The following is a 26,528-nucleotide window of genomic DNA, read 5'->3' on the forward strand; positions in this document are numbered from 1 at the left end:
TGGTGCACTCAGGAGGATTCGAACCTCCGACCGCTCGGTTCGTAGCCGAGTACTCTATCCAGCTGAGCTATGAGTGCAGGTTGGTATTTTTAGACCAGATTACCACTGGCTTATTCTGAAACCACTTCAAAAAATTAAAGCGACTTCGGAACATGGTGCACTCAGGAGGATTCGAACCTCCGACCGCTCGGTTCGTAGCCGAGTACTCTATCCAGCTGAGCTATGAGTGCAGTATTCTTGCAGCGCATTATAGTTCGCAGAATCATTTTGACAACCACTTTTTCGTTTAAATTCAACGACTTAGCGATTCATCCAGATTACAGCGCCCTACTTGAATAATGGCGGAGAAGGGGGGATTCGAACCCCCGATACCCTTGTGAGGTATACTCCCTTAGCAGGGGAGCGCCTTCGGCCACTCGGCCACCTCTCCACAACACGGGGCGTATAATAACCAGACCCTTCCCCGTTTGCAAACTCTTTTTTGAAAAAAAACTGAGAAAAATTAAAGGGTTGGTTCTTCGTCCTTCTCTTTCTTGATCCGAAGGTAGATTTCCTCACGGTGAACGGCCACTTCCTTGGGGGCATTCACACCGATTCGCACTTGATTTCCTTTGACGCCGAGCACGGTCACGGTGATTTCGCCATCGCCAATGATCAGGCTCTCGGCGCACCGACGAGTCAGAATCAACATACCTTTCTCCTCACGCATTTCAGTTCAGGGATAACAGTCTGCAAAAAAGAGGGCTTCAGCCTACAACCGGGACTGGCTGCCGACCTACGCCTCAGTATTGACCAGCGCAAGTAAAAGGACAGATTTCTCACGCCAGTCAAAAAAACGAAGGGCGCGGCCATGCCGCGCCCTTTTTAGGCAGGAGCCTTACTCACCCTGGCGGGCGGGGGCGTCCAGCTCGAAGGCCGTGTGCAGTGCACGCACAGCCAGTTCCAGGTACTTCTCTTCAATAACTACAGAGACCTTGATCTCGGAAGTGGAGATCATCTGAATGTTGATGCTCTCCTTTGCCAGCGCTTCGAACATGCGGCTCGCAACACCGGCGTGCGAACGCATACCGACACCGACGATGGACACCTTGGCGATCTTGGTATCACCGACTACCTCACGGGCGCCGATTTCACGGGCCGTGTTTTCCAGCACCTGCTGCGCCTTGGCATAGTCATTACGGTGCACGGTAAAGGTAAAGTCGGTGGTGTTATCGTGCGAGACGTTCTGCACGATCATGTCGACTTCAATGTTCGCGGCACTGATAGGACCGAGGATCTTGAAAGCAACGCCTGGGGTATCAGGTACGCCGCGAATGGTCAGCTTGGCTTCATCGCGATTGAAGGCGATGCCGGAAATGATCGGCTGTTCCATGGATTCCTCTTCATCAATAGTAATGAGGGTACCCGGACCCTCCTGAAAGCTGTGCAGCACGCGCAGCGGGACGTTGTACTTGCCGGCGAACTCGACGGCACGGATCTGCAGCACCTTGGAACCGAGACTGGCCATTTCCAGCATCTCTTCGAAGGTGATCTTGTCCAGCCGCTGAGCCTGGGACACTACACGCGGGTCAGTGGTGTAGACACCATCGACGTCGGTGTAGATCTGGCACTCATCAGCCTTCAGTGCAGCCGCCAGGGCCACGCCAGTGGTATCGGAACCACCACGCCCGAGGGTGGTGATGTTGCCGTGCTCATCGACACCCTGGAAACCAGCAACCACAACGACACGGCCAGCCTTGAGGTCGGCACGAATCTTCTGATCATCGATTTGCAGGATGCGCGCCTTGTTATGCGCGCTGTCAGTGAGGATCCGCACCTGGTTACCGGTGTAAGACACGGCAGGAATGCCGCGCTTCATCAGTGCCATGGCCAGCAAGGCAATGGTCACCTGCTCACCCGTGGAGACGATCACATCCAGTTCACGCGGAACCGGCTGATCGCTGATCTGCTTGGCCAGATCGATCAGGCGATTGGTTTCGCCGCTCATCGCCGAGAGTACAACCACCAGATCATCGCCGGCTTCGCGGAATTTCTTGACCTTCTCGGCAACCTGCTCGATTCGCTCGACTGTGCCGACCGAGGTACCGCCAAATTTCTGTACGATCAACGCCATTTCAAAGCCGCCTCAGCCCGTGAAGGGCACCCAATAAACAATCAATCAACAGCCCGCCACTAGACGACGGGCCGCTTCGCGTCTTAGACGCCCTGCTCTACGAATGGCACGGTCAGGGCCAGTGCGCCGTCCAGCGCAGCAGCGTCGACACCGCCGCCTTGCGCCATGTCCGGACGCCCACCCCCTTTGCCGCCCACCGCCGCAGCGGCTTGCTTCATCAAATCACCGGCTTTGAGTTGGCCAGTCAGGTCCTTGGTCACACCCGCTACCAGTACGACCTTGTCCTCATAGACACTGCCGAGCAGGATCACTGCGCGGCCGAGTTTGTTCTTCAACTGATCGACCAGCGCCAGCAGCGCCTTGCCATCCTGGCCATCAAGACGCGCAGCCAGCACCTTGACGCCCTTGACGTCGACGGCTGCGCTCGACAGGTCGTCGCCCGCAGCACTGGCGGCCTTGGCCTGCAACTGCTCCAGTTGCTTTTCCAGCTGACGGTTTCGCTCAAGCACAGCCGAGAGCTTGTCGATCAGGTTGTCACGACTGCCCTTGACCAGTTGCGCGGCTTCCTTGAGCTGCTCTTCGGCGGCGTTCAGGTAAGCCAGCGCAGCAGCACCGGTGACCGCCTCGATACGACGCACACCGGAGGCTACGCCACCTTCGCTAATGATCTTGAGCAGGCCGATATCGCCGGTACGCTTGGCGTGGATACCGCCGCACAGTTCGACGGAGAAATCGCCGCCCATGCTCAGCACCCGCACGCTGTCGCCATACTTCTCGCCGAACAGCGCCATGGCGCCCTTCTTCTTGGCGGTGTCGATATCGGTCTCTTCGGTTTGCACCTCGGAGTTGTTGCGCACTTCGCGGTTGACGATGTCTTCCAACGCCTTGAGCTGCTCAGGTTTGAGCGCCTCGAAGTGGCTGAAGTCGAAACGCAGGCGCTGGCTATCAACCAGCGAGCCTTTCTGTTGTACGTGATCGCCGAGCACCTGACGCAGCGCCGCATGCAGCAAGTGCGTCGCGGAGTGGTTCAACGAGGTGGCATGCTGCACATCGGCATCGACCTGAGCCTGAACCTGCTCCCCGACCTTCAGGCTGCCGCTGGCAACCTGACCATGATGCAGGAACGCACCACCGGTCTTGGTGGTATCACGCACATCAAACCGTGCACCGCCGGCCAGCAGGTAACCGGTGTCACCCACCTGGCCACCGGACTCGGCATAGAACGGGGTTGTATCCAGAATCACAACGCCCTGCTCGCCTTCAGCCAACTGCTCAACCGCCTGGCCATCTTTATAGAGGGCTACGACAGTGGCATTGCCTTCGGTGGTGGTGTAGCCGGTAAACTCAGTGGCTACATCAACCTTGACCAGGCTGTTGTAGTCCAGACCAAAGGCGCTTGCAGAACGCGCACGCTCACGCTGAGCATCCATCTCACGCTCGAAGCCAGCCTCATCCAGGGTCAGGTTACGCTCACGAGCGATATCGCCCGTCAGGTCCATCGGGAACCCGTAGGTGTCGTAGAGTTTGAATACCACGTCACCAGGTACCACGCTGCCTTTGAGTTCAGCCAGGTCCTGCTCGAGAATTTTCAAGCCCTGCTCGAGCGTCTTGGCGAACTGCTCTTCTTCCGCCTTGAGGACGCGCTCGATATGCGCCTGCTGCGCCTTCAGCTCAGGGAAGGCCTCGCCCATCTCGGCCACCAGCGCAGCCACGATCTGGTAGAAGAAACTGCCCTTGGCGCCCAGCTTGTTGCCGTGACGGCAGGCGCGACGAATGATACGCCGCAATACATAGCCACGACCTTCGTTGGACGGCAACACACCGTCGGCGATCAGGAACCCGCAGGAGCGAATATGGTCGGCCACAACCTTGAGTGAAGGCTGGGCGTCGTTGCTGCAACCGATCGCCTTGGCCGATGCGGCAAGCAGGCTCTGGAAGAGGTCGATCTCGTAGTTGGAGTGAACGTGCTGCATGACCGCACTGATCCGCTCCAGGCCCATACCGGTATCAACAGACGGCGCAGGCAGCGGGTGCAGGACGCCGTCAGCAGTACGGTTGAACTGCATGAACACGTTGTTCCAGATCTCGATGTAACGGTCACCATCTTCTTCCGGCGAGCCAGGTGGACCGCCCCAGATCTCCGGGCCGTGATCGTAGAAGATCTCGGTGCAAGGACCGCACGGGCCGGTATCGCCCATGGTCCAGAAGTTGTCGGACGCGTATGGCGCCCCTTTGTTGTCACCGATACGAACCATGCGCTCAGCCGGAACACCGACCTCTTTGGTCCAGATGTCATACGCTTCGTCGTCGCTGGCGTAGACCGTTACCCACAGTTTCTCCTTGGGCAGGTTCAACCATTTTTCCGAGGTCAGGAAGCTCCAGGCAAAGGTGATTGCATCGCGCTTGAAATAGTCACCAAAGCTGAAGTTACCCAGCATTTCAAAGAACGTGTGGTGGCGTGCGGTATAGCCGACGTTTTCCAGGTCGTTGTGCTTGCCGCCGGCGCGTACGCACTTCTGGCTGCTCACAGCTCGGGTATAGGCACGTTTTTCCTGGCCCAGGAAACAGTCCTTGAACTGGTTCATCCCGGCGTTGGTAAACAGCAGGGTCGGGTCGTTGCCCGGAATCAAAGAGCTGGACGCGACACGGGTATGTCCCTGCTCTTCGAAGAAGCGAAGGAAGGCTTCACGGATTTCTGCGCTTTTCATAGGTTCTTCCACGGAAACGGCGGCCAGAGGCAAATGCTTGCGTCAAATTGACGAAACGACGGCAAAGGGCCGCATTATATCGGGCCTGAGGCCTGGGTACAGTGTGTTTATGCGATAGAAGCCGTCAATTGGACAACCTGTAACGGCAATGACAAACAAAAGCGGCAAAATTACCTCCGCCAAGCATGCCCGGGATGCTAAAGCCTGATTTCCCCTACTGACAAGGCATTACGGAGGATCGCCCCGCCAATTGGCAAGGGTTCTCGGATGAAATGTCTTTCATAGGCGTCAATATCATTAGCAGGCTATACGTTTCCCGGAAAACTGTGCTAATAATCCGCTGCCGTCAGCCGCTGACGGCGACGTTCTCAGGGCGGGGCGCAATTCCCCACCGGCGGTAATTGCGCTGAATGCGCATAGCCCGCGAGCGCTTGCAGCACCACTGCAAGGTCAGCAGACCCGGTGTGATTCCGGGGCCGACGGTCATAGTCCGGATAAAGAGAGAACGGGATAGGCACATGCGTGCCTACGGCTGCCTAGCTGCATGCCGACTATCCCTTTCGATCCAGATGCCCTGTTTCTCATACAAACAGGAGTCCGTTTTAATGCAACCCACTGCAATCGATAGCAAGAGCCATCCTCAGGAACGTATCGCGTTCATTCAGGCCTGCTGGCACAAGGATATTGTCGACCAGGCACGCAAGGCCTTTGTCGAAGAGATGGGCAATCACGGCTATCAACCTGGCGACATCGATTTCTTCGAAGTCGGCGGCGCATTTGAAATCCCGCTGCACGCCAAGCTGCTGGCACGCACAGGCCGCTATGCCGGCATTGTGGCTGCAGGCCTGGTGGTCGATGGTGGCCTGTACCGGCATGAATTCGTGGCACAGTCGGTGATCAGCGGCTTGATGCAGGTTCAACTGGAAACCGAAGTACCGGTGTTCTCGGTGGTACTGACGCCGCACCACTTCCACGCGGGCGACGAACACCAGACCTTCTACTTCGAGCACTTCCTGGTGAAGGGTGCCGAGGCCGCGAAGACCTGTGCCGACACCCTGCAGAAGCTGCGCGCGCTTCGCCGCAACGAAGTACCGCAAAAACGCGCCGTATAATCCACCCGCCAACCCGAACGCCGGCGCCCTTCTGCGGGGCCGGCGCCACCGGCAACAATACGAATCCGATACCAGCGACGCCCGGTCAGCCCAGTTGATCCGGCGTGGTTGGCACAACCAGAATGCCGGCACGCAGGCCATTCTTGACCTTGGGATTCGGGAAAATGATACGAGCCCCCTCTTCCTCCACAATCCAGCGCGTCTCGGCCAGATCCTCGGCCAACAGGTAGCCCTTGGAGAGTTCGGAGAAGTTTTCGATATCGGCAGGCAGGTGCAGGTGGAAGTTGTCGCTGTGCTTGATGATTTCGCGAGCAACGCTGAACAGTTGCAAGCCATCAAGCAGCTCGCCTTCTGCGCTCGGCTCGTCACCTTCGATAATTTGCTTAAGACGCTTTTCCAACAGCTGCAGGTTCACCTGCTGGTTCTGACCAAACGGTCGCGCCTTGCCCAGCTCCAACGTAAATGCCTCAGCATCCAGTTGCTCGTAGGTATAGGCCGTGAACGTAACGGAGGCCTTGCTTTGCAACAATACCGCCTCCATACCCGCAGCACGCAAGCGCGCCAGCTCACGACGCGAGTGCTGACGGCCCTCCTTGAAGGGATACAGCGCAAACTGCTCGATCTTCGAACCTCGGATCGCGGTATGCAGGTCGTAATGCAAACGCATACGTCCCGGCACGCTAAAGAATGTCGCAGCCAAGCGCTCGAGCTCGCCGGCACGCAGGGCTTCTGTACCACTGGATAACTCATGGCGCCCATTGAACAGGCGATTGACGTCCTGCTCGATATAACGCTCGCCGCGACGAATGGCTTCGGGGTTACCAAACAGAAACAGCATCCGTACGCGCGGCTTGATATCACCGCGGGCAATGCCATGCAGCAACTCATCGAGCAACTCGATGGGGGCTGTTTCATTGCCGTGGATACCCGCTGAAAGCAGCAGGTCCATGCCATTGTCGCGAGCCTTGGGAGGACACACTTCCAGTGCACCTTCGCCGAGCCAGCGCATACGCACGCCCTCGACAGTCGTCTGAGTCTTCTCCGCCGGTTCACGACCGGCCAGGGTCAGGTCAAGCAGTTTGCCGAGGGCGAGCATGGGCCGTGTCCTTAGTGATGGTGTCCGCAGTCTGGGCCGTGGACGTGATCGTCGTCTTCACCGGCATCGGCCGGCTCCATTTCCAGCTGCAGGCTGACCAGGTTGGTAGCCAGCGGGCGCAGCAGCAGGTTGGCGTACTCGGCGTCGTCTTCTTCGACGTCGACGCCGATCAGCAACTGACCGCGGCCATCCTGCTGAATCCATACCTCCTTGCCTTGCCAGACCACCGCAAAGCGGGTGCAGGAGGTTTCCAGCTGAGTGCCGTCATCGTCTTCGAGGATCAGCTGCAGGGCGTCGGACATAGTCGAATTCTCTCTCAAGGTTCAAGTTGGAATGGATAGACCGAGCCCAGCTTCAGAATCTGGGTCAGCTCATCCAACGCCGTACGGCACTCCACCAGCAACTGCGGATCGGCAAGATCGCTTTCGCTCAAGCGATCGCGGTAATGCTTGTCAACCCACTGGGTCAGCGTGTCATACAGCGGCGCCGTCATGATAACGCCTGGATTGACCGCCGCCAGTTCCGTTTCATTGAGCGCGACACGCAACCGCAGGCACGCCGGGCCACCTCCGTTCTGCATACTCTGCTTGAGGTCGAATACCTTGACCTCTGTCACCGGGCCTCCCTGGCTGGTCAGCGCCGACAGGTACGCCCAAACGCGCTCGTTATTGCGGCACTCTTCAGGCACGATCAGCAGCATCGAGCCATCGGCACGCGACAACAACTGACTGTTGAACAAGTACGAACGGACTGCATCCTCTACAGACACCTGAGCACGCGGCACGCAGATACTTTTGAAGTTGCCGCCTCGTTTAGCCAGTTTAGCTTGCAGTTCGGCGAGCATCGCATCGGTGCTCAGAAAGGCATCCTCGTGGTAGAACAACACCTCACCATTACCCACAGCGATCACGTCGTTGTGGAACACACCCTGATCGATTACTGCAGGATTCTGCTGAGCGTAGACCACACCCTCTTCACTCAGGCCATGCAGACGAGCGACCGCTTGCGAGGCCTCTAGGGTTTGACGTGCCGGGTACTTCTGCGGTGCGGGGTAGCGGGTATCAAAGGCACTGCGACCGAACACGAAGAACTCGACGCCAGGCTCACCGTAGCTACGGCAAAAACGAGTGTGGTTAGCTGCGCCTTCGTCGCCGAACTGGCTGACAGCCGGCAACGCAGCGTGATGCGCGAAGTGCTGCTGATCCGCAAACATGGCGCTTAACACCCGACTGGTAGTGGGGTGCTCAATGCTGCGGTGATACTTGCAGTTGAGGTTCGCTGCGGTGAAATGCACACGACCATCGGCGGTGTCGGCACTTGGGCTCACGGTTGCGGCGTTGGCGACCCACATGCTCGAAGCGGAGCAGGATGCCACCAGCAACGGCATGGCTTCTTTGGCCGCGCGGGCGATCACCTGGGCATCGGTTCCAACAAAGCCCAACTGACGCAGCGCCGCCACATCCGGGCGCTCCTGCGGTGCCAATACACCCTGCGTAAAGCCCATTTCCATCAGGGCTTTCATCTTCGCCAAACCCTGACGGGCCGCTTCGCGGGGGTTGGAGGCCTGCTGGCTGTTGCTCTGCGACGCGACGTTGCCGTAAGACAGACCGCCATAGTTGTGCGTCGGGCCTACCAGACCATCAAAATTCACTTCAAAGGATTTCATCGGCAAGACTCCATGGACCTGTTGTTATAGGGAGACGCCGGGCGTCAGGGTTGCAGGCAGGCTCAGGCTGGCGGTCTCCAGCGAAGCCACCGGGTAAGCACAATAGTCGGCCGCGTAGTAGGCACTGGCGCGGTGGTTGCCGCTGGCACCCACTCCACCAAACGGTGCGCTGCTGGCAGCGCCGGTCAGCTGCTTGTTCCAGTTCACGATACCCGCACGGCTTTCCAGCCAGAATTGCTGGTAGCGCGCCTCGGAGTCCGACAGCAAGCCGGCAGCCAACCCATACTGGGTATTGTTGGCTTCGGCGATGGCTGCATCGAAATCGGCATAGCGAATCACTTGCAGCAGCGGACCAAAGAACTCCTCGTCAGGACGATTGGCTACCGACGTCACATCGACGATTCCTGGCGTCAACAAGGCCGCATTGGGCTGTGGCTGAATCATTTCCAGCAGCGACACCGCGCCGTTAGCCAGCAGTTGGGCTTGTGCATCAAGCAGCGCCTTGGCCGCGCCCAGGGAAATCACCGAGCCCATGAAAGGTGCCGGTTGCTGGTCGAAAGCCCCCACCGAAATGGTTTTGCAAACCGCCACCAGGCGTGTCAGCAGCGCATCACCCCACGCACCTTGCGGCACCAGCAAGCGCCGGGCACAGGTGCAGCGCTGGCCAGCAGAGATGAAGGCAGACTGGATAATGGTGTAAACCGCGGCGTCCAGGTCTTGTACCTGATCGACCACCAGCGGGTTGTTCCCGCCCATCTCCAAAGCAAGAATCTTGTCCGGGCGACCGGCAAACTGTTGATGCAGAAGATTGCCGGTTCGGCTGGAACCGGTGAAGAACAAACCATCGATACCCGGATTGGCCGCCAGCGCGACACCGGTTTCCCGAGCGCCTTGAACCAGGTTCAACACGCCCACAGGCAAGCCGGCTTCAACCCAGCACTTGACGGTCAGCTCAGCCACTTTCGGGGTTAGTTCACTGGGCTTGAACACCACGGTATTGCCCGCCAACAGTGCTGGCACGATGTGTCCATTCGGCAGGTGGCCCGGGAAGTTGTAGGGGCCAAATACCGCCACCACGCCATGGGGCTTGTGTCGCAGTACGGCGGTGGCATCGGCCAGCGGGCCACTTTTTTCGCCCGTGCGCTCGCGGTAGCTCTGCACCGAGATGGCGACCTTGTTGACCATGCTGGTCACTTCGGTAGCCGCCTCCCAGAGCGGTTTGCCGGTTTCCTCGCCGATGCAGCGAGCCAATTCGTCGGCATTGGCCTTCAAGCGCGCAGCAAAGGCCTCAAGTACCGCAATACGGGCGTCCAGCGATTGCCGGGCCCAGCCGGGAAACGCCTGGCGCGCCGCCTTGACGGCCTCGCCCACTTGCTCGGCGGTAGCGCCCTGCCCCTTCCAGATCACGTGTTGGGTGACCGGATTGTGCGACTCCAGGGCCTCGCCCTGACCTGCCAACCACGCGCCAGCAATGTAATGGGTAGTCATTTATTGGGCCTCCCGGGCGGACAAGGGTACGGCGCGGACCTGATCGCCAGCGTTCAAGCGCAAGCGCTTAGCGGTTTGTGGATCGACCACCAGGGTGCCGGCGGCCAGACGAGCAGGCGCTGCGGCAATGCGACAGTCTTCACGCTTGCGGTTGTGGATAATGTATGGGGTGGCGTCGTCACCCGGCGTGCCGATTGCCAGCACCAGCGCCTGGCTGTCATGCACAGCACGAATCTTGCGGGTTTCACATTCAATGGCCGGGCCCGCGTCAAAGATGTCGACATACCCCTGGTAGCTGAAACCTTCGCTCTTGAGCATGGCCAGCGCCGGCTCGGTGTCGGTGTGCACACGACCGATGACGTTGCGCGCTGCCTCCGAAAGGAAGCAGGTGTAGAGCGGAAACTTGGGCATCAGCTCGGCGATGAACGCCTTGTTGCCTACGCCGGTCAGGTAATCCGCCTGACTGAACTCCATTTTGAAGAAATGTCGACCCAGGCTCTCCCAGAATGGCGAGCGGCCATTGGCGTCGGACATCCCACGCATTTCGGCAATGATCTTGTTACCAAACAGCTCTGGGAACTCGGCGATGAACAACATGCGCGCCTTGGACAGCAGACGACCATTCAGACCAGTACGGTAGTCGCTGCGCAAAAACAGCGAGCACAGTTCAGAGTTGCCGGTCAGGTCGTTGGCCAGGAACAACGTCGGAATCTCCCGATAGATGTTCAGCTCCTGGGAAGCGCTGACGGTCAGACCGACCCGGTAGTTGTACCAAGGTTCGCGCAAGCCAACTGCGCCGGCGACAGCCGAAATGCCGACCACCTCGCCCGCATCGTTCTCCAACACGAACAGGTAGTCCGCGTCGCCCCGCTCGGCTTCACCACGGAAGGTTTTTTCAGCCCAACCTACCCGGTGTGACAATCGCTCTTCATTGGCCGGCAAGGTCGTCAGGCCAGTGGTACCGGTGCTGCGCGCAAGTTCAATCAGCGCAGGTAAATCGCTGCTGCGTACGGGACGAACGATCATGCTATCTCCTCGGGCGGCGGCCTATGGCCCGCCGCAAAACTCGACCTGGATACTCGGTTATCAAACCGCAGGCATCAAACCGCAACCAGGCGCACGCTGGCGCCCTCGCCAACACCCAGGGCATCGGCCGCTTCAAACGTCAGGCTGACTGGCTTGCCAGGCACCCAGTCCAGCTCCAGCAATACGGCGCGGTAGTCCTGCAACTGGCCGTTGGAAACCAGATACGGGCGCCCACCCTTGGCCACCTGTTCCTCGATACGCACAGGCACCACGCGGCTTTGGGCGATCGAACGGATACCCGAAACCCGCGCATGCAAGGTTGGGCCACCGTCGAAAATGTCGATGTAGTGATCCGTTTCAAAACCTTCGCGCATCAGGATGTCGAAGGTGATTTGCGCACGCGGGTGAACCTGGCCCATGGCCTCTTGCGCGGCATCCGGCAACAGCGGCACATAGATCGGGTAATGCGGCATAAGCTCGGCCAGGAACGTCCGGCTCTTCAAGCCGCACAGGCGCTCGGCCTCGGCATAATTGAGGTCAAAGAAGTTACGTCCAATGGCATCCCAGAACGGTGAGTCGCCCTGTTCATCGCTGTAGCCGACGATCTCGGTAACCACCGAATCAGCAAAACGCTCAGGGTGAGAAGCCATGAACAACAGGCGTCCGCGAGAGTTCAGCTCGGACCATCCCGTTCCCACCAACTCCGGCAGCACATAAAAACTGGTCAGCAGGCTGTTGCCGGTCAGGTCATGACACTGCGATAGCACGTGAATCTTGTTGTGGATCTTCAGTTCACGCGAGGCGTGGACAAAGGTCTCGTTACGAAAGCTGTAGAACGGCTCTGAATAGCCCGCCGACGCCACAATCGCCGAACAACCGGCCAACTTGCCGGTGGCGGTGTCCTCCAGCACAAAAAAGTAGCTCTCTTCGCCATTGAAGCTGACTTCAGCGGCAAAGGAGGTCTCAGAGGCGGCAATCTTGTCGCTCAAACGTGCGGCATCGTCCGGCAGGGACGTGACACCAATGGGACTGTCGGCAGCCAGACGCTGTACTTCGCCTAGATCAGCCATTTGCGCGGGGCGCATCACCAGCATGGTGTCACTCCTTTTCGGGGAAAACAGGCCGACAGCCGTCGGCACGAAAAAAGCAGCGCGTGCGAGGTGCACAGGCCGCGGAAATCAGTTTCGCTGGCCCGCAAGGGCCAGCGAACAGAGAGCAATCAGCCCTGGGTCAGCTTGGCAACAGCACGCTCGAAGCGGTCGAGGCCAGCATCGATGTCAGCATCCTCGATCACCAGGCTTGGCGCGAAGCGCACCACATCGGGACCGGCTTGCAGAATCATCAGGTCTTCTTTTTCGGCCGCGTTGAACACGTCCTTGGCCTTGCCTTTCCAGGCATCGGACAACACGCAACCGAGCAGCAGGCCCAGCCCACGGACTTCAGTGAAGATGCCGTACTGCTGGCCGATCTTCTCCAGGCGCGTCTTGAAGCGATCAGACTTGGCTTTCACGCCGCCCAGCACTTCAGGGGTGTTGATGATATCGATGACGGCATTACCGACCGCACAGGCCAGCGGGTTACCGCCGTAGGTAGTGCCATGGGTACCGACGGCCAGGTGCTTGGCCAGTTCTTCGGTGGTCAGCATGGCACCGATCGGGAAACCACCGCCCAGGCTCTTGGCGCTGGAAAGGATGTCCGGGGTGACGCCGTAGTGCATATAGGCAAACAGCTCGCCGGAGCGGCCCATGCCGGTCTGCACTTCATCGAATACCAGCAGTGCGTTGTACTTGTCGCACAGCTCACGAGCACCTTGCAGGTACGCCTTGTCGGCCGGCAACACACCGCCCTCGCCCTGCACGGGCTCGATGACGACAGCGCAGGTCTTGTCGGAAATTTGCGCTTTCAGTGCTTCCAGATCGTTGTATGGCACATGGCTGATACCCGTGATCTTCGGCCCGAAACCATCGGAATACTTCGGTTGGCCGCCCACACTCACGGTGAACAGGGTACGGCCATGGAAGCTGTTCACGGTCGCGATGATTTCGTTCTTTTCAGGGCCGAAACGATCATGGGCAACGCGGCGCGCCAGCTTGAAGGCTGCTTCGTTGGCTTCAGCGCCAGAGTTGCAGAAGAACGCACGGTCAGCAAAGGTAGCATCGACCAGCTTGCGCGCCAGGCGCAGCGCCGGCTCGTTGGTGAAGACGTTGGACACGTGCCACAGCTTTTGTGCTTGCTCGGTCAACGCAGCAACCAGTGCGGGGTGGGCATGCCCCAGGACGTTCACGGCAATACCACCCGCGAAGTCGATCAGCTCGCGGCCCGCCTGGTCCCAGACTCGGGAGCCCGCGCCGCGCACGGGAATGAAACCCGCCGGTGCGTAGTTGGGAACCATTACCTGGTCGAAATCGGCGCGTTGCACCGGAGCTTGCTCAACGGACATCGGAGTCTCCTGAAGAGGAACGCCTGCCTGAAACTGGCGAGCGATGGGGGGATTGTAAGGAGAGATTGGCGCCTGTCCTTGCCGCCAAGCGACAACTTCTTATAGCGCCAAACCCTGTTTTAACAAGGCTTTCGGCAATGCGACAAATAGGGTCGCAAAGGCGCAGTTTAAACGGTGCGAGCTGTCGACGGGGAGATTCCGCTTCAAGGGCAGATGGAGAAATTTCCGGGCGTGCGCATCAGCGCGACAACCTGTTTCACGGGGGCGGCCCCACGCCAACGGTCCAGGCGCTACGCGCACTCGATCCGGCGACAACCGAACCGATGCTGTCGCCGCACATTTACCGATAGGTGGCTATAAAGGGAGTGGCTTACTGCCGAGGCAACACTGCGGAATCAACCGCGTTCGGCGGGCACAGAAGAGAGCTCGAAGGGGCTGCTGCTGCGACGCTGGTTGCGATCTTCACGCGGCGTTGCGCCGAAAAAGTTGCGATAGGCGCTGGAGAAATGCGGCCCAGAGGAGAAGCCGCACGACAGACCAATCTGAATGATCGATTTGCTGGTCTGCATGAGCATCTGCCGCGCCTTGTTCAGCCGCAACTCCAGGTAGTACTGGCTAGGAACACGGTTCAGGTACTGCTTAAAGATACGCTCCAGCTGCCGACGAGATACGCATACATGCTGAGCAATTTCGTCAGTGGTCAGCGGCTCTTCAATGTTGGCCTCCATCAACAGCACCGCCTGGGTCAGCTTGGGATGGCTTGAACCCAAACGATTCTGCAGCGGGATACGCTGGCGCTCACCACCCTCACGGATACGCTCAACCACCAGCTCTTCAGAGACTGCGCCGGCCAACTCCGCACCATGATCACGCGCAAGCACCGCCAGCAGCAGATCCACGACAGACATGCCGCCGCAGGCCGTCAGACGGTCACGGTCCCAGTCGAACAGATGACTGGTCGCAATGACCTTGGGGAAGCGCTCGTTGAAATCATCCTGCCAACGCCAATGGACGGCCGCGCGGTAACCATCGAGCAAGCCCAGCATGGCCAAGGGGTAGATACCGGCAGACAAGCCACCAATCACACAACCTGCGCGCACCAGCTGCTTGAGCGCGCTGCCCAGCGCCGAGTTGATGGCCTGAGGCGGCTCATCCGCCAGCAGAAAGAGCTTGTGACAGCCCTCCAGACGCCCCGCCCAAGGCTCGCCCGGCAAACGCCAAGCGCCTTCGACAGGCGCCTCCGCCTGCAGAAAACGCAACTCATAAACCACCTCAGGATGCACTTTCTGGGCAACTTGCAAGACCTCCTCGGCCAGCGCCAGGGTCAGGGCCTTGGTGCTGGGCCAAATGAGAAAAGCAATGCGCTGGGTGGTCATAAAGGACAATCCGAAACCGTGGATGAGACAAAGGTCAAACTGCAACCGACACGCAGCATGACCTGTTTTGGTGCAAAGCGGCAGCCTTGCTGAGCCTCAATGGCAGATTATTTCAGGCTACCTGCCAGGAACTGCTGCAAACGCTCGGATTGCGGCTTGACCAGCACCTCACGCGGATTACCACATTCCTCCACCAATCCCTTGTGCAGGAACACCAACTGATTGGACACCTCACGGGCAAAGCCCATTTCATGCGTCACCACGACCATGGTCCGGCCTTCCTGAGCCAACGACTGCATCACCTTCAACACATCACCCACCAGCTCCGGGTCAAGCGCCGAGGTAGGCTCGTCGAACAGCATCACCTCTGGCTCCATCGCCAGCGCACGGGCAATGGCCACGCGCTGCTGCTCGCCACCGGACATATGCCCAGGATAGGCGTCCTTGCGATGCGCAACACCCACCTTGGCCAGGTAATGCTCTGCCTTCTCCAGCGCATCCTTCTTGGACATGCCCAATACATGGACGGGCGCCTCGATGATGTTCTCCAGCGCCGTCATGTGCGACCACAGGTTGAAGTGCTGAAACACCATCGACAGGCGAGAACGCATGCGCTGCAACTGCTTGGGATCGGCGGCCTTTAGCGCACCCTCCTTGTTCGGCACCAGCTTGAGCTCTTCATTGTTCAGCAGGATTTTACCGGCGTGCGGCTGCTCCAGCAGGTTGATGCAGCGCAGGAACGTACTTTTGCCCGAGCCACTGGAACCAATGATACTGATTACATCGCCTGCCTTGGCAGCAAGCGATACGCCCTTGAGCACTTCGTGACTGCCGTAACGTTTATGCAGATCTTGGACTTCGAGTTTGTACATGCTGTCGGTTCTCAAAAAACGGTCTGTCATGAGCAAATGCCCAGGGCGAAAAAAATGCCGCAGGCCTCAGCCCTTGCGCGGCGCCAGGTAGCCAAGCCAGCGGCGTTCGGCCATCTTGAACAGGCGGACCAGGATGAAGGTCATGCACAGGTAGAACACGCCGGCGGTGATATAGGCTTCGAACGGCAGGTAAAACTGGGCATTGACAGTCCGGGCGGCGCCGGTGATATCAATCAACGTGACAATGGATGCAAGACTGGTGGTCTGCAGCATCATGATCACCTCGTTACTGTATTGCGGCAGTGCACGACGCAGCGCCGACGGCAGGAGGATCCGCCGGTACATCTTGACCCGCGACATACCAACAGCCTTGGCCGCCTCGATCTCCCCATGAGGGGTAGCCTTCAAGCTGCCTGCAATGATCTCCGCAGTGTAGGCACTGGTGTTGATGGCAAAGGCCAGACACGCACAGAACGTTGCACTGGACAGCCACGGCCAGAGGAAGCTTTCACGCACCGCCTCAAACTGGGCCAAGCCGTAGTAAATCAGGAACAGCTGCACCAGCATCGGCGTGCCACGAATCACATAGGTGTACAGCCAGGCCAGCAGGTTGACCACAGGCTGCTTCGAGACCCGCATCAACCCCAACGGGATAGACACCAGCAGACCAAAAAACAGCGACAAGGCGAGCAACTTGAGCGTGGTCAGCAAACCGCTCATGTACAGTGGCAAAGCATCCCAAATGACGTTGTAGTCGAAGATCATAGTTCAGCCGCCTTTACGCCAACCGAGTAGCGTTTTTCCAGATAACGCAGCGCCAACAGCGAGACACTGGTAATCACCAGGTACAGCGCTGCCACCGCCAGGAAGAAGGTGAAGGGTTCACGGGTGGCGTCGGCCGCCTGCTTGGCCTTGAACATCATGTCCTGCAAACCGACTACGGAAATCAACGCCGTAGCCTTGGTCAGTACCAACCAGTTGTTGGTGAAGCCCGGAATGGCCAGCCGAATCATCTGCGGCACCATCACCCGGAAGAAAATCTGCACACTGCTCATGCCATAGGCCATGCCAGCCTCAGCCTGCCCCTTGGGAATCGCCATGAACGCACCCCGGAACGTTTCCGAGAGGTAGGCGCCAAAAATGAAGCCCAGGGTACCCACACCCGCAACCAGCGGATTCAGGTCAATGTAATCGTCGTAACCCAGCAGTGGCGCGATCCGATTGAGCAGGTCCTGGCCACCGTAAAAAATCAGCAGGATCAGCACCAGATCGGGGATACCGCGGATCACCGTGGCATACAGATCACCCAACCACGCCAACCAGCGTACCGGCGATAGCCGCAATGCCACGCCAATCAGGCCGAGTACAATGGCCAGGGCCATTGACGACAGGGCAAGCTGTAGCGTCAGCCATGCTCCGTCGAGTATGACTGCCCCGTAGCCTTTCAACATGATGAGGTCCTCGACCTTAGGGATGAAAAAATGGTGCAAACCTCAGAGCTTCTGCTGCTTGCACCATTACACAGGTGAAACTTCGACGATTTACTTCGCGGCCTCAGGACCGTAGATGTCGAAGTTGAAGTACTTGTCCTGGATCTGCTTGTACGTGCCGTTGGCACGAATGGCCGTGATGGCCGCATTGATGCGATCCAGGTTAGCCTTGTCGCCTTTGCGCACGGCAATACCAATACCGTCGCCAAAGTACTTCGCATCCGTGAAGGCCGGGCCGACAAAGCTGTAGCCCTTGCCTGCATCAGTCTTCAGGAAACCGTCTTCCAACAGCGTAGCATCGGCCACGGTGCCATCGAGACGACCGGCAGCGACGTCCAGGTAGATTTCGTTCTGGGTACCGTAAGGGACAATTTCTGCGCCTTTCGGTGCAAAGACTTCCTTGGCAAAGCGGTCGTGAATCGAGCCACGCTGAACGCCAATCTTCTTGCCCTTCAACTCATCCAGGCTTTCACTGACCTGAGCACCCGACTTCATCACCAGGCGCGCTGGCGTCAAGTAGTACTTGTCGCTGAAATCAACCGACTTCTTGCGATCTTCAGTAATCGACATGGACGACAGAATCGCGTCGATCTTGCGCACTTTCAACGCTGGGATCAGACCATCGAACTCCTGTTCGACCCATACACACTTGACCTTCATCTCTTCGCACAAGGCGTTGCCGATGTCGTAGTCAAAGCCAACGATTTTGCCGTCCGGCGCTTTCGAGGCGAAGGGTGGGTAGGCGGCCTCGATACCAATTTTCAACGGCTTCTCATCAGCCAGCGATGCCAGGGAAAACACAGACAGCGCCAGTGCGCCAAGCAGTGCGAGTTTCTTCATCTGAGAACTCCATCGGTACAGGGCAATATGAGGCAGGGGGAACGACTGCCCAATATGCGAATGGGTACAACGCAGAAGCTGCGCGGTGCTCGACAGACAGTCGAAGCAACACGAGCAAGTGATTGGCATTTTAGCGACAGCCCCGAAGCCGATATTTCTTCAATGCGACAACTAGTTACAGAAGCACCAGAAGCACCGACCCGAGATATTGACAGCCTTCACATAGTATGCAAAAGCGAAAGACAAATAACCTATCAACCAAGCAATAACCGGGCCCATTATTGGCAAAGCCTTCTAATCCGGCAAGCGCAGCGTGACGACATACTGTTTCACCCCAAAGAAAAGCCCCCAAAACAGGCACTCACGTTTCTCTTTGCCCCGCTTCTGCGCAGAGCCGGTGACAGAATTGGTTACCGATGAATGTCGAAGTAACAGCTTATGACCACCCCAAAACAAGAAAGCCCCGCCTGACGTGTGCCGGGCGGGGCTCGTGCAAAACCGTAACCGTCAGGCGGCGGTCATGGCCTTGTGGGTATCGATCAGATGTTGCACGACGCCTGGATCGGCAAGGGTCGAGATATCACCCAGGCCATCGTACTCAGCCGTCGCGATCTTGCGCAGGATGCGCCGCATGATCTTGCCCGAACGCGTCTTCGGCAAGCCCGGCGCCCACTGGATAACGTCCGGCGAAGCGATCGGACCAATCTCTTTGCGCACCCAGTTTTTCAATTCCTGACGCAACGCATCGGTAGGCTCCACCCCTCCATTAAGGGTGACATAGACATAAATGCCTTGGCCCTTGATGTCGTGCGGCACGCCCACAACAGCCGCTTCGGCGACTTTAGGATGGGCAACCATGGCGCTTTCGATCTCGGCAGTCCCCATACGGTGGCCGGAAACGTTGAGCACGTCATCCACACGCCCGGTGATCCAGTAGTAGCCGTCCTCGTCGCGACGGGCGCCGTCACCCGTGAAGTACATACCCCGGAACGTCTTGAAGTAGGTGTCGACGAAGCGATCGTGATCACCAAACAGCGAACGCGCCTGGCCTGGCCAGGAATCGAGAATCACCAGGTTACCCTCAGCAGGACCATCGATCAGGTTGCCAAGGTTGTCCACCAACGCAGGCACCACACCGAAGAACGGACGCGTTGCCGAGCCGGGCTTGAGCGCGGTAGCACCTGGCAGCGGGCTGATCAGCACGCCACCGGTCTCGGTCTGCCACCACGTATCGACGATTGGGCAGCGCGCTTTACCGACGGTCTGGTAGTACCAGTTCCAGGCTTCGGGGTTGATCGGCTCACCCACAGAACCCAGAAGACGCAAGCTGGAACCGTCGGCGCCAGCAACTGCGGCCTGCCCCTCAGCCATCATCGCGCGAATTGCCGTCGGCGCTGTGTAAAGAATATTCACTTTGTGCTTGTCGATAATCTTCGACACACGCGTGATGTCCGGATAGTTCGGCACGCCTTCAAACAGCAAGGTAGTCGCACCATTGGCCAGCGGGCCATAAACGATGTAGCTGTGGCCGGTGATCCAGCCCACGTCAGCAGTGCACCAGTAGACCTCGCCCGGACGGTAGTCAAAAACCCGCTCATGGGTCAGCGCGGCATACACCAGATAGCCCCCGGTGGTATGCATGACACCCTTTGGCTTGCCAGTGGAGCCCGAGGTATAGAGAATGAACAGCGACTCTTCCGCACCCATTTCCTTCGGCGCGCAATGGCTGGAGGCAACCTTCATCAGGTCTTCGTACCAGATGTCACGATGCTGGTGCCAAGCGATCTCTCCCCCAGTACGCTTGCAGACGATGATTTTCTGCACGCTGCTGGTTTCGGGGTTGGTCAGTGCCAGGTCGACATTGCCCTTCAGCGGCGTACGACGCCCACCACGCAACCCCTCATCCGCCGTGATTACGATCTTGGATTTACAGTCAATGATACGACCGGCCAACGCCTCGGGCGAGAAACCACCGAATACGACCGAATGAATGGCACCGATGCGGGCACACGCCAGCATGGCAACCACAGCCTCGGGAATCATGGGCATATAGATAGTGACGACATCACCACGGTGAACATCCTGACCGCGCAGGGCGTTGGCAAACTTGCAGACCTGCTCATGCAGCTCGCGGTAGGTGATGTTGCGGCTTTCAGAAGGGTCATCACCTTCCCAGATAATGGCGACCTGATCTCCGCGCTCCGCCAGGTGGCGGTCCAGGCAATTGTAGGAAACGTTCAGAGTGCCGTCGGCGAACCATTTGATATCGACATGGTGATCGTCGAAAGAGGTCTGCTTGACCTTGGTGAAGGGCCTGATCCAGTCGATGCGTTGAGCCTGCTCGCGCCAGAAGCCGTCCGGGTTGATCACCGACTGTTGGTACATGGCCTTGTAGGTTGCCTCGTCGGTCAACGTGGTGGCTGCAACCTCGGGACGAACGGGATACAGGGAAGCCGCACTCATCTTTGTTACCTCGGTGTAATAGTTGTTTTTGTATGACCCCGATGTAACTGTACCAGAGCCGCACAGACCATTCGACATTGGTAGTAACAAAGCAGTCTTTTCAGTCAATATTTGACAGAAATGGCTCTAAATCAAGCCTTACAGAGAGGTGTACCACTTAGATTTGCAGGCAACGTCCAAGATTACCAGTCGATTGTTACAGTTTCCGTCAATAGTGTTTATCAAAAGTGCATCTGTTTACCACCACGACCCCGCCCTAAAATTCACCTCGCCAGCAACGGCAACGCGATTAACAACTTGTTACAGCCCCCACGAAGGCCCGTTAATCACGCATTAATTTTGAGCATTAACTCTGTTGTTGCACACGTAGCTCCACAAGGGCTACGTGCCCCCTTAAGACCTAGACAGGTAAAATGAACATGAAAGCTTTACTGGTATTGGCACTCGGCACTGTTTGCGCATCCGCCATGGCTGATGAAGTTGCAAATAATGCGGCCGAGCAAATTCCGGTTGAACAGTACAGTTACTCGCAACACTTGGACATCGCCAAAGTTATTTCCATGAGCGAAATTCCAAACGTGTGTGAAGTCGTCCCAGCACGCATGACCTATGAAGACTCGCAGGGCAAAAAACACATTCTCGAATACCGAGTAATGGGTAACGGTTGCTCCAACGGCTGATCGCCGGAGCCACTGACCGCAGCGCCTCGCTTCCCGAAGAACGAGGCGCGCTGCGCCCCTCCTGAAACACGAGCAACTGCTGGCACACTTTACTCAGCGCCACCCGCCCCTGACTTTCCAACCGCGTGCTCACGCAACTTGTTGGCAATCGTGGTATGTGAAACACCCAGCCGTTTTCCCAAGGCACGACTGCTTGGATACTCATCCAACAAGCGCTCCAATACCGCTTTTTCAAAACGCCCCACTATTTGTGCCAGATCGCCCTCCAGGGAAAACTCACCCAAGGGTTGACGCGCACCGTAGTCCGGCAAGCGAATATGTTCAGGTTTCACAATGCCTCCATCACACAGTGAAACCGCCTGAAATAAAACATTCTCCAATTGACGGACATTACCAGGCCACTGGTACTGACTCAGGCGTTCCATCGCCGCAGGCGCCAACTTCGGTAACGCACAACCAATCTGCCGACTGGCCTGATCCAGAAAATGCTCGACCAGTGGCGGCAATCCATCGAGGCATTCGCGCAGTGGCGGAATATGCAGCGAGAGCACATTCAGGCGGTGATAGAGATCCTGGCGAAACTCACCGCGTGCGCACAACTCGGACAGGTCAACCTGAGTAGCGCAGATGACCCGCACATCCAGGTACACCTCCTCATCACTGCCCACACGACGGAAACAGCCATCCTGCAGGAAGCGCAGCAATTTGACCTGCAAGCGCGGGCTCATCTCGCCAACACCATCGAGAAACAGCGTCCCTCCCGCCGTCAACTCCAGCAGCCCCAATTTGCCCTCGGCGCGCGCGCCCTCAAAGGCGCCCGGGCCATAGCCGAACAACTCGGTCTCAGCCATCGACTCAGGCAGCCCGGCACAGTTAAGCGCCATAAGCGGCGCCTGCCCGCGCGGACTGGCCAAATGGCAAGCGCGTGCCAGCAGCTCTTTGCCTGTACCGGTCTCACCCTCGATCAGCAAGGGCGCATCCAGAGGTGCCATCCTGCGCGCCTCACGCACCACGGCAGCCATGACTTTCGAGCTTTGGAAAATGCTGTCGAAGCCTCGCAACTCCTGTTTGCGTACATTGTAGATCCGCTCACCAATGCGATCGGCACGGTGCAGGGTCAGTACCGCACCTGCCAGCGCTTCACTGTCATCATGCTCAGACTGCAAGGGCGCGATGTCTGCCAAAAAGACATCGCCTTTGACCTTGACCCGCAAGCCATTGATGCGTGACTTGTTCGCCCGCACCAACTCCGGCAAGTCGAAGTCCTCGGCATAACGGGACAAGGGAATACCCGGCACCTCATCGACCCGCACCCCCAGTAATTGCGCCGCGGCACGGTTGGCGGCAACGATCGAGCCGCCCATGTCAATGGACAGCACCGGGAAATCCAGGGCACCCAGCAGCGCATTGAGCTCCATGTGACGACGCTCACTGGGCATGAGCCCGACGCGCTTCACACCGAACACACCGGCAATCGATTCGAATTTTGGCCGCAAGGCCTGGAACTGCAGATTGATCAGGTTCGGGCAATGCAGGTAGATCGCATTGCCATGCTCCCCACCCACCTCGCCACGAGCAACGTTGATACCGTAATCCACCAGCAGGTTGAGGATGTCACGCAGGATGCCAATGCGGTTTTGGCAATGCACTTTGATACGCATGAAATGTCCTACAAGTAAGGCTTCGCTCGGTAACTATTCACACAAGCGCTAGAATTACTGTAAAGAATACGTGACAAATCAACCCAACCTCAATGGCATACGAGCCTTTGATTACCGAAGCAGCGGAGAATCGTAAAATTATCGTTACAGAAAACCCGTCCTTTCAAGTGAATGCTCCGCCCTACCCCAGGTGCAAACGCATCCGCGAAAGGCTATCTCTAGGGCCATGGCTTGACCCATAACAATAAAGGCCCTCAGCAGGAGAGCAGCATGAAACAGACGCACTACGTGGCTCGCGAGCCCGATGCGCAGGGGTTCATTGACTACCCGCAGGAAGAACATGCGGTGTGGAATACCCTGATTACCCGCCAACTGAAGGTCATCGAAGGCCGTGCGTGCCAAGAGTACCTGGATGGCATTGATCAGTTGGGCCTGCCTCATGACCGCATCCCGCAACTGGGCGAGATCAACAAGGTACTGGGCGAAACCACGGGTTGGCAGGTTGCCCGCGTGCCTGCGCTGATCCCCTTCCAGACCTTCTTTGAACTACTCGCCAGTAAGCGCTTCCCGGTCGCCACCTTCATTCGCACCCGTGAAGAACTCGACTACCTGCAAGAACCGGACATTTTCCATGAGATTTTCGGCCACTGCCCGCTGCTGACCAACCCCTGGTTCGCCGAATTCACCCACACCTACGGCAAACTCGGCTTGAACGCCACCAAGGAACAGCGCGTCTACCTGGCTCGCCTGTACTGGATGACCATTGAGTTTGGCCTGGTGGAAACACCGCAAGGCCGCAAGATCTATGGCGGCGGCATCCTTTCCTCACCGAAGGAAACGGTCTACAGCCTGTCCAACGAACCTGAGCACCAGGCCTTCGACCCGCTCGAAGCCATGCGCACGCCATACCGTATCGACATCCTGCAGCCCCTGTATTTTGTGCTGCCGGACCTGAAGCGCCTGTTCGACCTCGCCCACGAAGACATCATGGGTATGGTCCAGACTGCTATGCAGCAAGGCCTTCACGCACCGAAATTTCCACCGAAGGTAGCCGCCTGAGCTGCCCATTCATACCCATAACAAACCACTTGCGGAAATACCTATGAACGCCTTGAACCAAGCCCACTGCGAAGCCTGCCGTGCCGATGCCCCACAGGTCAGCGACGAAGAATTGCCGGTACTGATCAAACAGATTCCGGATTGGAACATCGAAGTTCGCGACGGCATCATGCAGCTGGAAAAAGTTTTCCTGTTCAAGAACTTCGCCCACGCACTGGCCTTCACCAATGCGGTCGGGGCAATCTCCGAAGCCGAAGGTCATCACCCAGGCCTGCTGACCGAGTGGGGCAAAGTCACCGTGACCTGGTGGAGCCACTCGATCAAAGGCCTGCACCGCAACGATTTCATCATGGCCGCCCGCACCGACGAAGTCGCCCAGACCGCCGAAGGTCGCAAGTAATGCACTTCGACGCCATCGCGCGCGTACCGGGCGACCCAATCCTGGGGCTGATGGAGGCCTATGCCAAAGACAGCAACCCGAACAAGTTCGACCTTGGCGTCGGCGTGTTCAAGGATGCTCAGGGGCTGACGCCAGTCCCTGTTGCGGTGAAAGTTGCCGAGCAACGCCTGCTCGACAACCAGGCCAGCAAGAGCTACGTCGGAGGTCATGGCGACGCTGTTTTCGGTCGACTGATCTGTGAACTGGTGCTGGGGGACGAGTCGCCGCTGCTAACAGCGCAACGCGTCGGTGCCACCCAGACACCAGGAGGTACGGGTGCTTTGCGCTTGTCTGCGGAGTTCATCAAGCACTGCCTGCCGGGCCGCGGCATCTGGCTGAGCGATCCGACCTGGCCCATCCATGAGACCCTCTTTGCCAGTGCCGGCCTTGCGGTTCATCACTATCCCTATGTGGGCGCAGACAACCGCCTGAACGTCCCGGCCATGTTGGCGGCACTGGAGTCTGCCCCCAAGGGAGACGTGGTACTGCTGCACGCCTGCTGCCACAATCCGACCGGTTTTGACCTGTCACAACAGGACTGGCTGGCCGTACTGGAAGTCGTTCGCCGTCGAGAACTACTGCCACTGATCGACTTTGCCTACCAAGGCTTTGGTGATGGGCTTGAGGAAGACGCCTGGATGGTACGGCGGTTCGCTGCTGAACTGCCTGAGCTACTGATCACCAGCTCCTGCTCGAAGAACTTCGGCCTGTACCGGGAACGTACGGGGGCCCTGCTGGTCTGCAGTAGCGACGCCCAGAAGCTGCTGGACGTGCGCAGCCAATTGGCCCTGCTGGCCCGCAACCTCTGGTCAACGCCACCCGACCATGGCGCCGCCGTGGTTGCGCAGATTCTTGGCGACCCGGCATTGAAACACCTGTGGGTAGAAGAAGTGGACGCCATGCGCCAGCGCATCGCCCAGCTGCGCACAGGCCTGGTCGAGGCACTGGCACCACACGGCCTGGGGGAGCATTTTGCCCACATTGCTCAGCAACGGGGCATGTTCTCCTACACGGGCTTGTCTGCAGAACAGGTCACGCAACTGCGTGAACGACACAGCGTCTATCTGGTCAGCACGGGCCGGGCGAACATCGCCGGCGCAGACGCTGCGCGACTGGACGCACTGGCAGCAGCCATTGCCGACGTCTGTCGCTAACCCCAAGCAGGCCGTTCTCCAAAAGGGAACGGCCTCGCTGACGAAACACCCCGCGCACTAGCACCCACCAGCCACGCCGACCACGCCGACCACGCCCAAAGTATGAGCTGCCGATTGGCAGTAAAACTCATACTGTCACGCAGACTCCTGTATCCTGCCGAGGCTTTTTGCAAAGCCATGCGTGTATTGCGCAGCCTTTCCACTCACACTTGCGAGGAACGACGAGATGCATGAAATCCCGAATCTTCCCTTCCCAAGCCTGAACCCCGCCGAGCAGGAACCTGCTCTTCATAGCGCCGAATCAGCCAATGCTGCTGACACCAACGGCGAAGAACTCCCGAGCGCCGACCAGGAATAACCGCGCACAGAGGGTGTGAAAACCAGTATCGGGGCAACCCAGCCCGCGGTTTTCACACCACCAAGCCCCCTCAGTAATCCACCTTGCCTCGCCCAGCCTTTACCGTTCCACGCTTGCTCTTGCTCTCCAGCCTGCGGGTCTTGGAGCCCAGCGTTGGGCGCGTCGGCCTGCGCACCTTCTCAACCTTGACCGCTGCCTTGATCAACTCGAGCAGGCGCTCCAAGGCGTCGGCGCGGTTCTGCTCCTGCGTACGGTACTGCTGAGCCTTGATGATGATCACGCCCTCGCGGGTGATACGGTGATCACGCAGCGCCAGCAAACGCTCCTTGTAGAACGCCGGCAATGACGAGGCCTGCGTATCGAAACGCAGGTGCACGGCACTGGACACCTTGTTGACGTTTTGCCCACCAGCACCTTGGGCACGGATCGCGCTCAGTTCGATTTCGTCATCAGGGATATGAACAGCATTGGATATGATCAGCATGGG

At 58.3% G+C, this 26,528-nt stretch carries 24 protein-coding genes, 3 tRNA genes and 1 riboswitch; of the genes, 6 read left to right on the forward strand and 21 right to left on the reverse strand.

Translation table 11 applies throughout. The features are described 5' to 3' along the window. The 6 genes from CYD26_RS16370 to alaS all read right to left on the reverse strand — a co-directional run bounded on the left by CYD26_RS16370 (position 1) and on the right by alaS (position 4,821). Positions 1-77 (reverse strand) — tRNA-Arg (locus CYD26_RS16370). Positions 78-153: 76 nt separating this feature from the next. After that, positions 154-230, reverse strand: a tRNA-Arg gene (locus CYD26_RS16375). A gap of 109 nt (positions 231-339) precedes the next feature. Beyond that, positions 340-430: transfer RNA gene (locus tag CYD26_RS16380), tRNA-Ser, on the reverse strand. Between the two features lie 72 nt (positions 431-502). Continuing rightward, complete coding sequence (gene csrA, locus CYD26_RS16385) at positions 503-691, reverse strand: carbon storage regulator CsrA (RefSeq protein ID WP_009399024.1); 189 nt, start codon at positions 689-691, stop codon at positions 503-505. A 186-nt stretch (positions 692-877) separates the two neighbouring features. Continuing rightward, positions 878-2,113, reverse strand: coding sequence for an aspartate kinase (locus CYD26_RS16390; RefSeq protein WP_065760751.1), 1,236 nt, complete (start codon positions 2,111-2,113; stop codon positions 878-880). 83 nt (positions 2,114-2,196) lie between these two features. Further along, a complete protein-coding gene (gene alaS, locus CYD26_RS16395) occupies positions 2,197-4,821 on the reverse strand; it encodes an alanine--tRNA ligase (protein WP_102053086.1) in 2,625 nt (874 codons plus the stop codon). Positions 4,822-5,181: 360 nt separating this feature from the next. Continuing rightward, a riboswitch (FMN riboswitch) is annotated at positions 5,182-5,332 on the forward strand. Between the two features lie 94 nt (positions 5,333-5,426). On the opposite strand from alaS, the gene CYD26_RS16400 reads away from it, so the two are divergent. Next, positions 5,427-5,933, forward strand: a complete 507-nt coding sequence (locus tag CYD26_RS16400) for a 6,7-dimethyl-8-ribityllumazine synthase (protein WP_065760749.1) — start codon at positions 5,427-5,429, stop codon at positions 5,931-5,933. Positions 5,934-6,018: 85 nt separating this feature from the next. Here CYD26_RS16400 and astE read toward each other — a convergent pair whose 3' ends face one another. From astE to acs, 13 genes are all read right to left on the reverse strand, one after another. Beyond that, positions 6,019-7,029, reverse strand: a complete 1,011-nt coding sequence (astE, locus tag CYD26_RS16405; RefSeq protein ID WP_065760748.1) for a succinylglutamate desuccinylase — start codon at positions 7,027-7,029, stop codon at positions 6,019-6,021. A gap of 11 nt (positions 7,030-7,040) precedes the next feature. Then, the gene (locus CYD26_RS16410) at positions 7,041-7,331 is read right to left on the reverse strand and encodes a topoisomerase II (protein WP_065760747.1); all 291 of its coding nucleotides are present in this window, start codon (positions 7,329-7,331) and stop codon (positions 7,041-7,043) included. Positions 7,332-7,345: 14 nt separating this feature from the next. Further along, positions 7,346-8,695, reverse strand: a complete 1,350-nt coding sequence (gene astB / locus CYD26_RS16415; protein WP_065760746.1) for an N-succinylarginine dihydrolase — start codon at positions 8,693-8,695, stop codon at positions 7,346-7,348. Between the two features lie 24 nt (positions 8,696-8,719). After that, positions 8,720-10,183 (reverse strand): succinylglutamate-semialdehyde dehydrogenase, encoded by a 1,464-nt coding sequence (astD, locus tag CYD26_RS16420; RefSeq protein WP_102053087.1) that lies wholly within the window; start codon positions 10,181-10,183, stop codon positions 8,720-8,722. Beyond that, entirely contained in the window at positions 10,184-11,209 is a 1,026-nt protein-coding gene (gene astA / locus CYD26_RS16425; protein WP_065760744.1) for an arginine N-succinyltransferase, read from the reverse strand. A 74-nt stretch (positions 11,210-11,283) separates the two neighbouring features. Further along, a complete protein-coding gene (aruF, locus tag CYD26_RS16430) occupies positions 11,284-12,303 on the reverse strand; it encodes an arginine/ornithine succinyltransferase subunit alpha (RefSeq protein ID WP_065760743.1) in 1,020 nt (339 codons plus the stop codon). A 125-nt stretch (positions 12,304-12,428) separates the two neighbouring features. Next, on the reverse strand, positions 12,429-13,649 hold the full coding sequence (locus CYD26_RS16435; protein ID WP_102053088.1) for an aspartate aminotransferase family protein: 1,221 nt from the start codon (positions 13,647-13,649) through the stop codon (positions 12,429-12,431). Between the two features lie 395 nt (positions 13,650-14,044). Beyond that, positions 14,045-15,025 (reverse strand): transcriptional regulator ArgR, encoded by a 981-nt coding sequence (gene argR / locus CYD26_RS16440; RefSeq protein WP_102053089.1) that lies wholly within the window; start codon positions 15,023-15,025, stop codon positions 14,045-14,047. 107 nt (positions 15,026-15,132) lie between these two features. Then, positions 15,133-15,897 carry an ABC transporter ATP-binding protein gene (locus CYD26_RS16445; protein WP_099773877.1) on the reverse strand — a complete coding sequence of 255 codons (765 nt, stop codon included), beginning with the start codon at positions 15,895-15,897 and terminating at the stop codon, positions 15,133-15,135. 66 nt (positions 15,898-15,963) lie between these two features. After that, a complete protein-coding gene (locus tag CYD26_RS16450; protein ID WP_065760739.1) occupies positions 15,964-16,662 on the reverse strand; it encodes an ABC transporter permease in 699 nt (232 codons plus the stop codon). Continuing rightward, the gene (locus CYD26_RS16455; RefSeq protein WP_102053090.1) at positions 16,659-17,348 is read right to left on the reverse strand and encodes an ABC transporter permease; all 690 of its coding nucleotides are present in this window, start codon (positions 17,346-17,348) and stop codon (positions 16,659-16,661) included. Before CYD26_RS16455 ends, CYD26_RS16450 begins: the two co-directional genes overlap by 4 nt. Before the next feature lie 90 nt (positions 17,349-17,438). Further along, positions 17,439-18,227 (reverse strand): ABC transporter substrate-binding protein, encoded by a 789-nt coding sequence (locus tag CYD26_RS16460; protein WP_102053091.1) that lies wholly within the window; start codon positions 18,225-18,227, stop codon positions 17,439-17,441. 507 nt (positions 18,228-18,734) lie between these two features. After that, on the reverse strand, positions 18,735-20,690 hold the full coding sequence (gene acs / locus CYD26_RS16465) for an acetate--CoA ligase (RefSeq protein ID WP_065760736.1): 1,956 nt from the start codon (positions 20,688-20,690) through the stop codon (positions 18,735-18,737). Positions 20,691-21,109: 419 nt separating this feature from the next. Between acs and CYD26_RS16470 the strand changes: the two genes are divergently transcribed. Then, positions 21,110-21,370 carry a DUF2790 domain-containing protein gene (locus CYD26_RS16470; RefSeq protein WP_102053111.1) on the forward strand — a complete coding sequence of 87 codons (261 nt, stop codon included), beginning with the start codon at positions 21,110-21,112 and terminating at the stop codon, positions 21,368-21,370. Between the two features lie 89 nt (positions 21,371-21,459). Here the strand turns inward: CYD26_RS16470 and CYD26_RS16475 are convergent, their stop codons facing one another. After that, positions 21,460-23,031 carry a sigma-54-dependent transcriptional regulator gene (locus CYD26_RS16475; RefSeq protein WP_065760734.1) on the reverse strand — a complete coding sequence of 524 codons (1,572 nt, stop codon included), beginning with the start codon at positions 23,029-23,031 and terminating at the stop codon, positions 21,460-21,462. A 270-nt stretch (positions 23,032-23,301) separates the two neighbouring features. Here CYD26_RS16475 and phhA point away from each other — a divergent pair, with 270 nt between their 5' ends. The 4 genes from phhA (at position 23,302) to CYD26_RS25540 (ending at position 26,041) form a co-directional block, all read left to right on the forward strand. Continuing rightward, a complete protein-coding gene (phhA, locus tag CYD26_RS16480) occupies positions 23,302-24,090 on the forward strand; it encodes a phenylalanine 4-monooxygenase (protein WP_102053092.1) in 789 nt (262 codons plus the stop codon). A 43-nt stretch (positions 24,091-24,133) separates the two neighbouring features. After that, positions 24,134-24,490, forward strand: coding sequence for a 4a-hydroxytetrahydrobiopterin dehydratase (locus CYD26_RS16485; protein ID WP_065760732.1), 357 nt, complete (start codon positions 24,134-24,136; stop codon positions 24,488-24,490). Beyond that, on the forward strand, positions 24,490-25,683 hold the full coding sequence (locus tag CYD26_RS16490; RefSeq protein WP_102053093.1) for an amino acid aminotransferase: 1,194 nt from the start codon (positions 24,490-24,492) through the stop codon (positions 25,681-25,683). The genes CYD26_RS16485 and CYD26_RS16490 overlap by 1 nt, the downstream gene beginning before the upstream one ends. 226 nt (positions 25,684-25,909) lie before the next feature. Then, on the forward strand, positions 25,910-26,041 hold the full coding sequence (locus CYD26_RS25540) for a hypothetical protein (protein ID WP_256587578.1): 132 nt from the start codon (positions 25,910-25,912) through the stop codon (positions 26,039-26,041). A gap of 70 nt (positions 26,042-26,111) precedes the next feature. On the opposite strand, the gene arfB is transcribed toward CYD26_RS25540, so the two are convergent. Continuing rightward, a complete protein-coding gene (gene arfB / locus CYD26_RS16495; RefSeq protein ID WP_102053094.1) occupies positions 26,112-26,525 on the reverse strand; it encodes an alternative ribosome rescue aminoacyl-tRNA hydrolase ArfB in 414 nt (137 codons plus the stop codon). Positions 26,526-26,528 lie beyond the last annotated feature (3 nt).

Origin of the sequence: Pseudomonas sp. FFUP_PS_473, assembly GCF_002858665.1 — a bacterium.
Lineage (GTDB): Bacteria > Pseudomonadota > Gammaproteobacteria > Pseudomonadales > Pseudomonadaceae > Aquipseudomonas > Aquipseudomonas defluvii.

Bases quoted from the DNA above. Each gene is read 5' to 3' on its own strand.
- csrA (WP_009399024.1), bottom strand. From the start codon at position 691: ATGTTGATTCTGACTCGTCGGTGCGCCGAGAGCCTGATCATTGGCGAT.
- CYD26_RS16390 (WP_065760751.1), bottom strand. From the start codon at position 2,113: ATGGCGTTGATCGTACAGAAATTTGGCGGTACCTCGGTCGGCACAGTC.
- alaS (WP_102053086.1), bottom strand. From the start codon at position 4,821: ATGAAAAGCGCAGAAATCCGTGAAGCCTTCCTTCGCTTCTTCGAAGAG.
- CYD26_RS16400 (WP_065760749.1), top strand. From the start codon at position 5,427: ATGCAACCCACTGCAATCGATAGCAAGAGCCATCCTCAGGAACGTATC.
- astE (WP_065760748.1), bottom strand. From the start codon at position 7,029: ATGCTCGCCCTCGGCAAACTGCTTGACCTGACCCTGGCCGGTCGTGAA.
- CYD26_RS16410 (WP_065760747.1), bottom strand. From the start codon at position 7,331: ATGTCCGACGCCCTGCAGCTGATCCTCGAAGACGATGACGGCACTCAG.
- astB (WP_065760746.1), bottom strand. From the start codon at position 8,695: ATGAAATCCTTTGAAGTGAATTTTGATGGTCTGGTAGGCCCGACGCAC.
- astD (WP_102053087.1), bottom strand. From the start codon at position 10,183: ATGACTACCCATTACATTGCTGGCGCGTGGTTGGCAGGTCAGGGCGAG.
- astA (WP_065760744.1), bottom strand. From the start codon at position 11,209: ATGATCGTTCGTCCCGTACGCAGCAGCGATTTACCTGCGCTGATTGAA.
- aruF (WP_065760743.1), bottom strand. From the start codon at position 12,303: ATGCTGGTGATGCGCCCCGCGCAAATGGCTGATCTAGGCGAAGTACAG.
- CYD26_RS16435 (WP_102053088.1), bottom strand. From the start codon at position 13,649: ATGTCCGTTGAGCAAGCTCCGGTGCAACGCGCCGATTTCGACCAGGTA.
- argR (WP_102053089.1), bottom strand. From the start codon at position 15,025: ATGACCACCCAGCGCATTGCTTTTCTCATTTGGCCCAGCACCAAGGCC.
- CYD26_RS16445 (WP_099773877.1), bottom strand. From the start codon at position 15,897: ATGTACAAACTCGAAGTCCAAGATCTGCATAAACGTTACGGCAGTCAC.
- CYD26_RS16450 (WP_065760739.1), bottom strand. From the start codon at position 16,662: ATGATCTTCGACTACAACGTCATTTGGGATGCTTTGCCACTGTACATG.
- CYD26_RS16455 (WP_102053090.1), bottom strand. From the start codon at position 17,348: ATGTTGAAAGGCTACGGGGCAGTCATACTCGACGGAGCATGGCTGACG.
- CYD26_RS16460 (WP_102053091.1), bottom strand. From the start codon at position 18,227: ATGAAGAAACTCGCACTGCTTGGCGCACTGGCGCTGTCTGTGTTTTCC.
- acs (WP_065760736.1), bottom strand. From the start codon at position 20,690: ATGAGTGCGGCTTCCCTGTATCCCGTTCGTCCCGAGGTTGCAGCCACC.
- CYD26_RS16470 (WP_102053111.1), top strand. From the start codon at position 21,110: ATGAAAGCTTTACTGGTATTGGCACTCGGCACTGTTTGCGCATCCGCC.
- CYD26_RS16475 (WP_065760734.1), bottom strand. From the start codon at position 23,031: ATGCGTATCAAAGTGCATTGCCAAAACCGCATTGGCATCCTGCGTGAC.
- phhA (WP_102053092.1), top strand. From the start codon at position 23,302: ATGAAACAGACGCACTACGTGGCTCGCGAGCCCGATGCGCAGGGGTTC.
- CYD26_RS16485 (WP_065760732.1), top strand. From the start codon at position 24,134: ATGAACGCCTTGAACCAAGCCCACTGCGAAGCCTGCCGTGCCGATGCC.
- CYD26_RS16490 (WP_102053093.1), top strand. From the start codon at position 24,490: ATGCACTTCGACGCCATCGCGCGCGTACCGGGCGACCCAATCCTGGGG.
- CYD26_RS25540 (WP_256587578.1), top strand. From the start codon at position 25,910: ATGCATGAAATCCCGAATCTTCCCTTCCCAAGCCTGAACCCCGCCGAG.
- arfB (WP_102053094.1), bottom strand. From the start codon at position 26,525: ATGCTGATCATATCCAATGCTGTTCATATCCCTGATGACGAAATCGAA.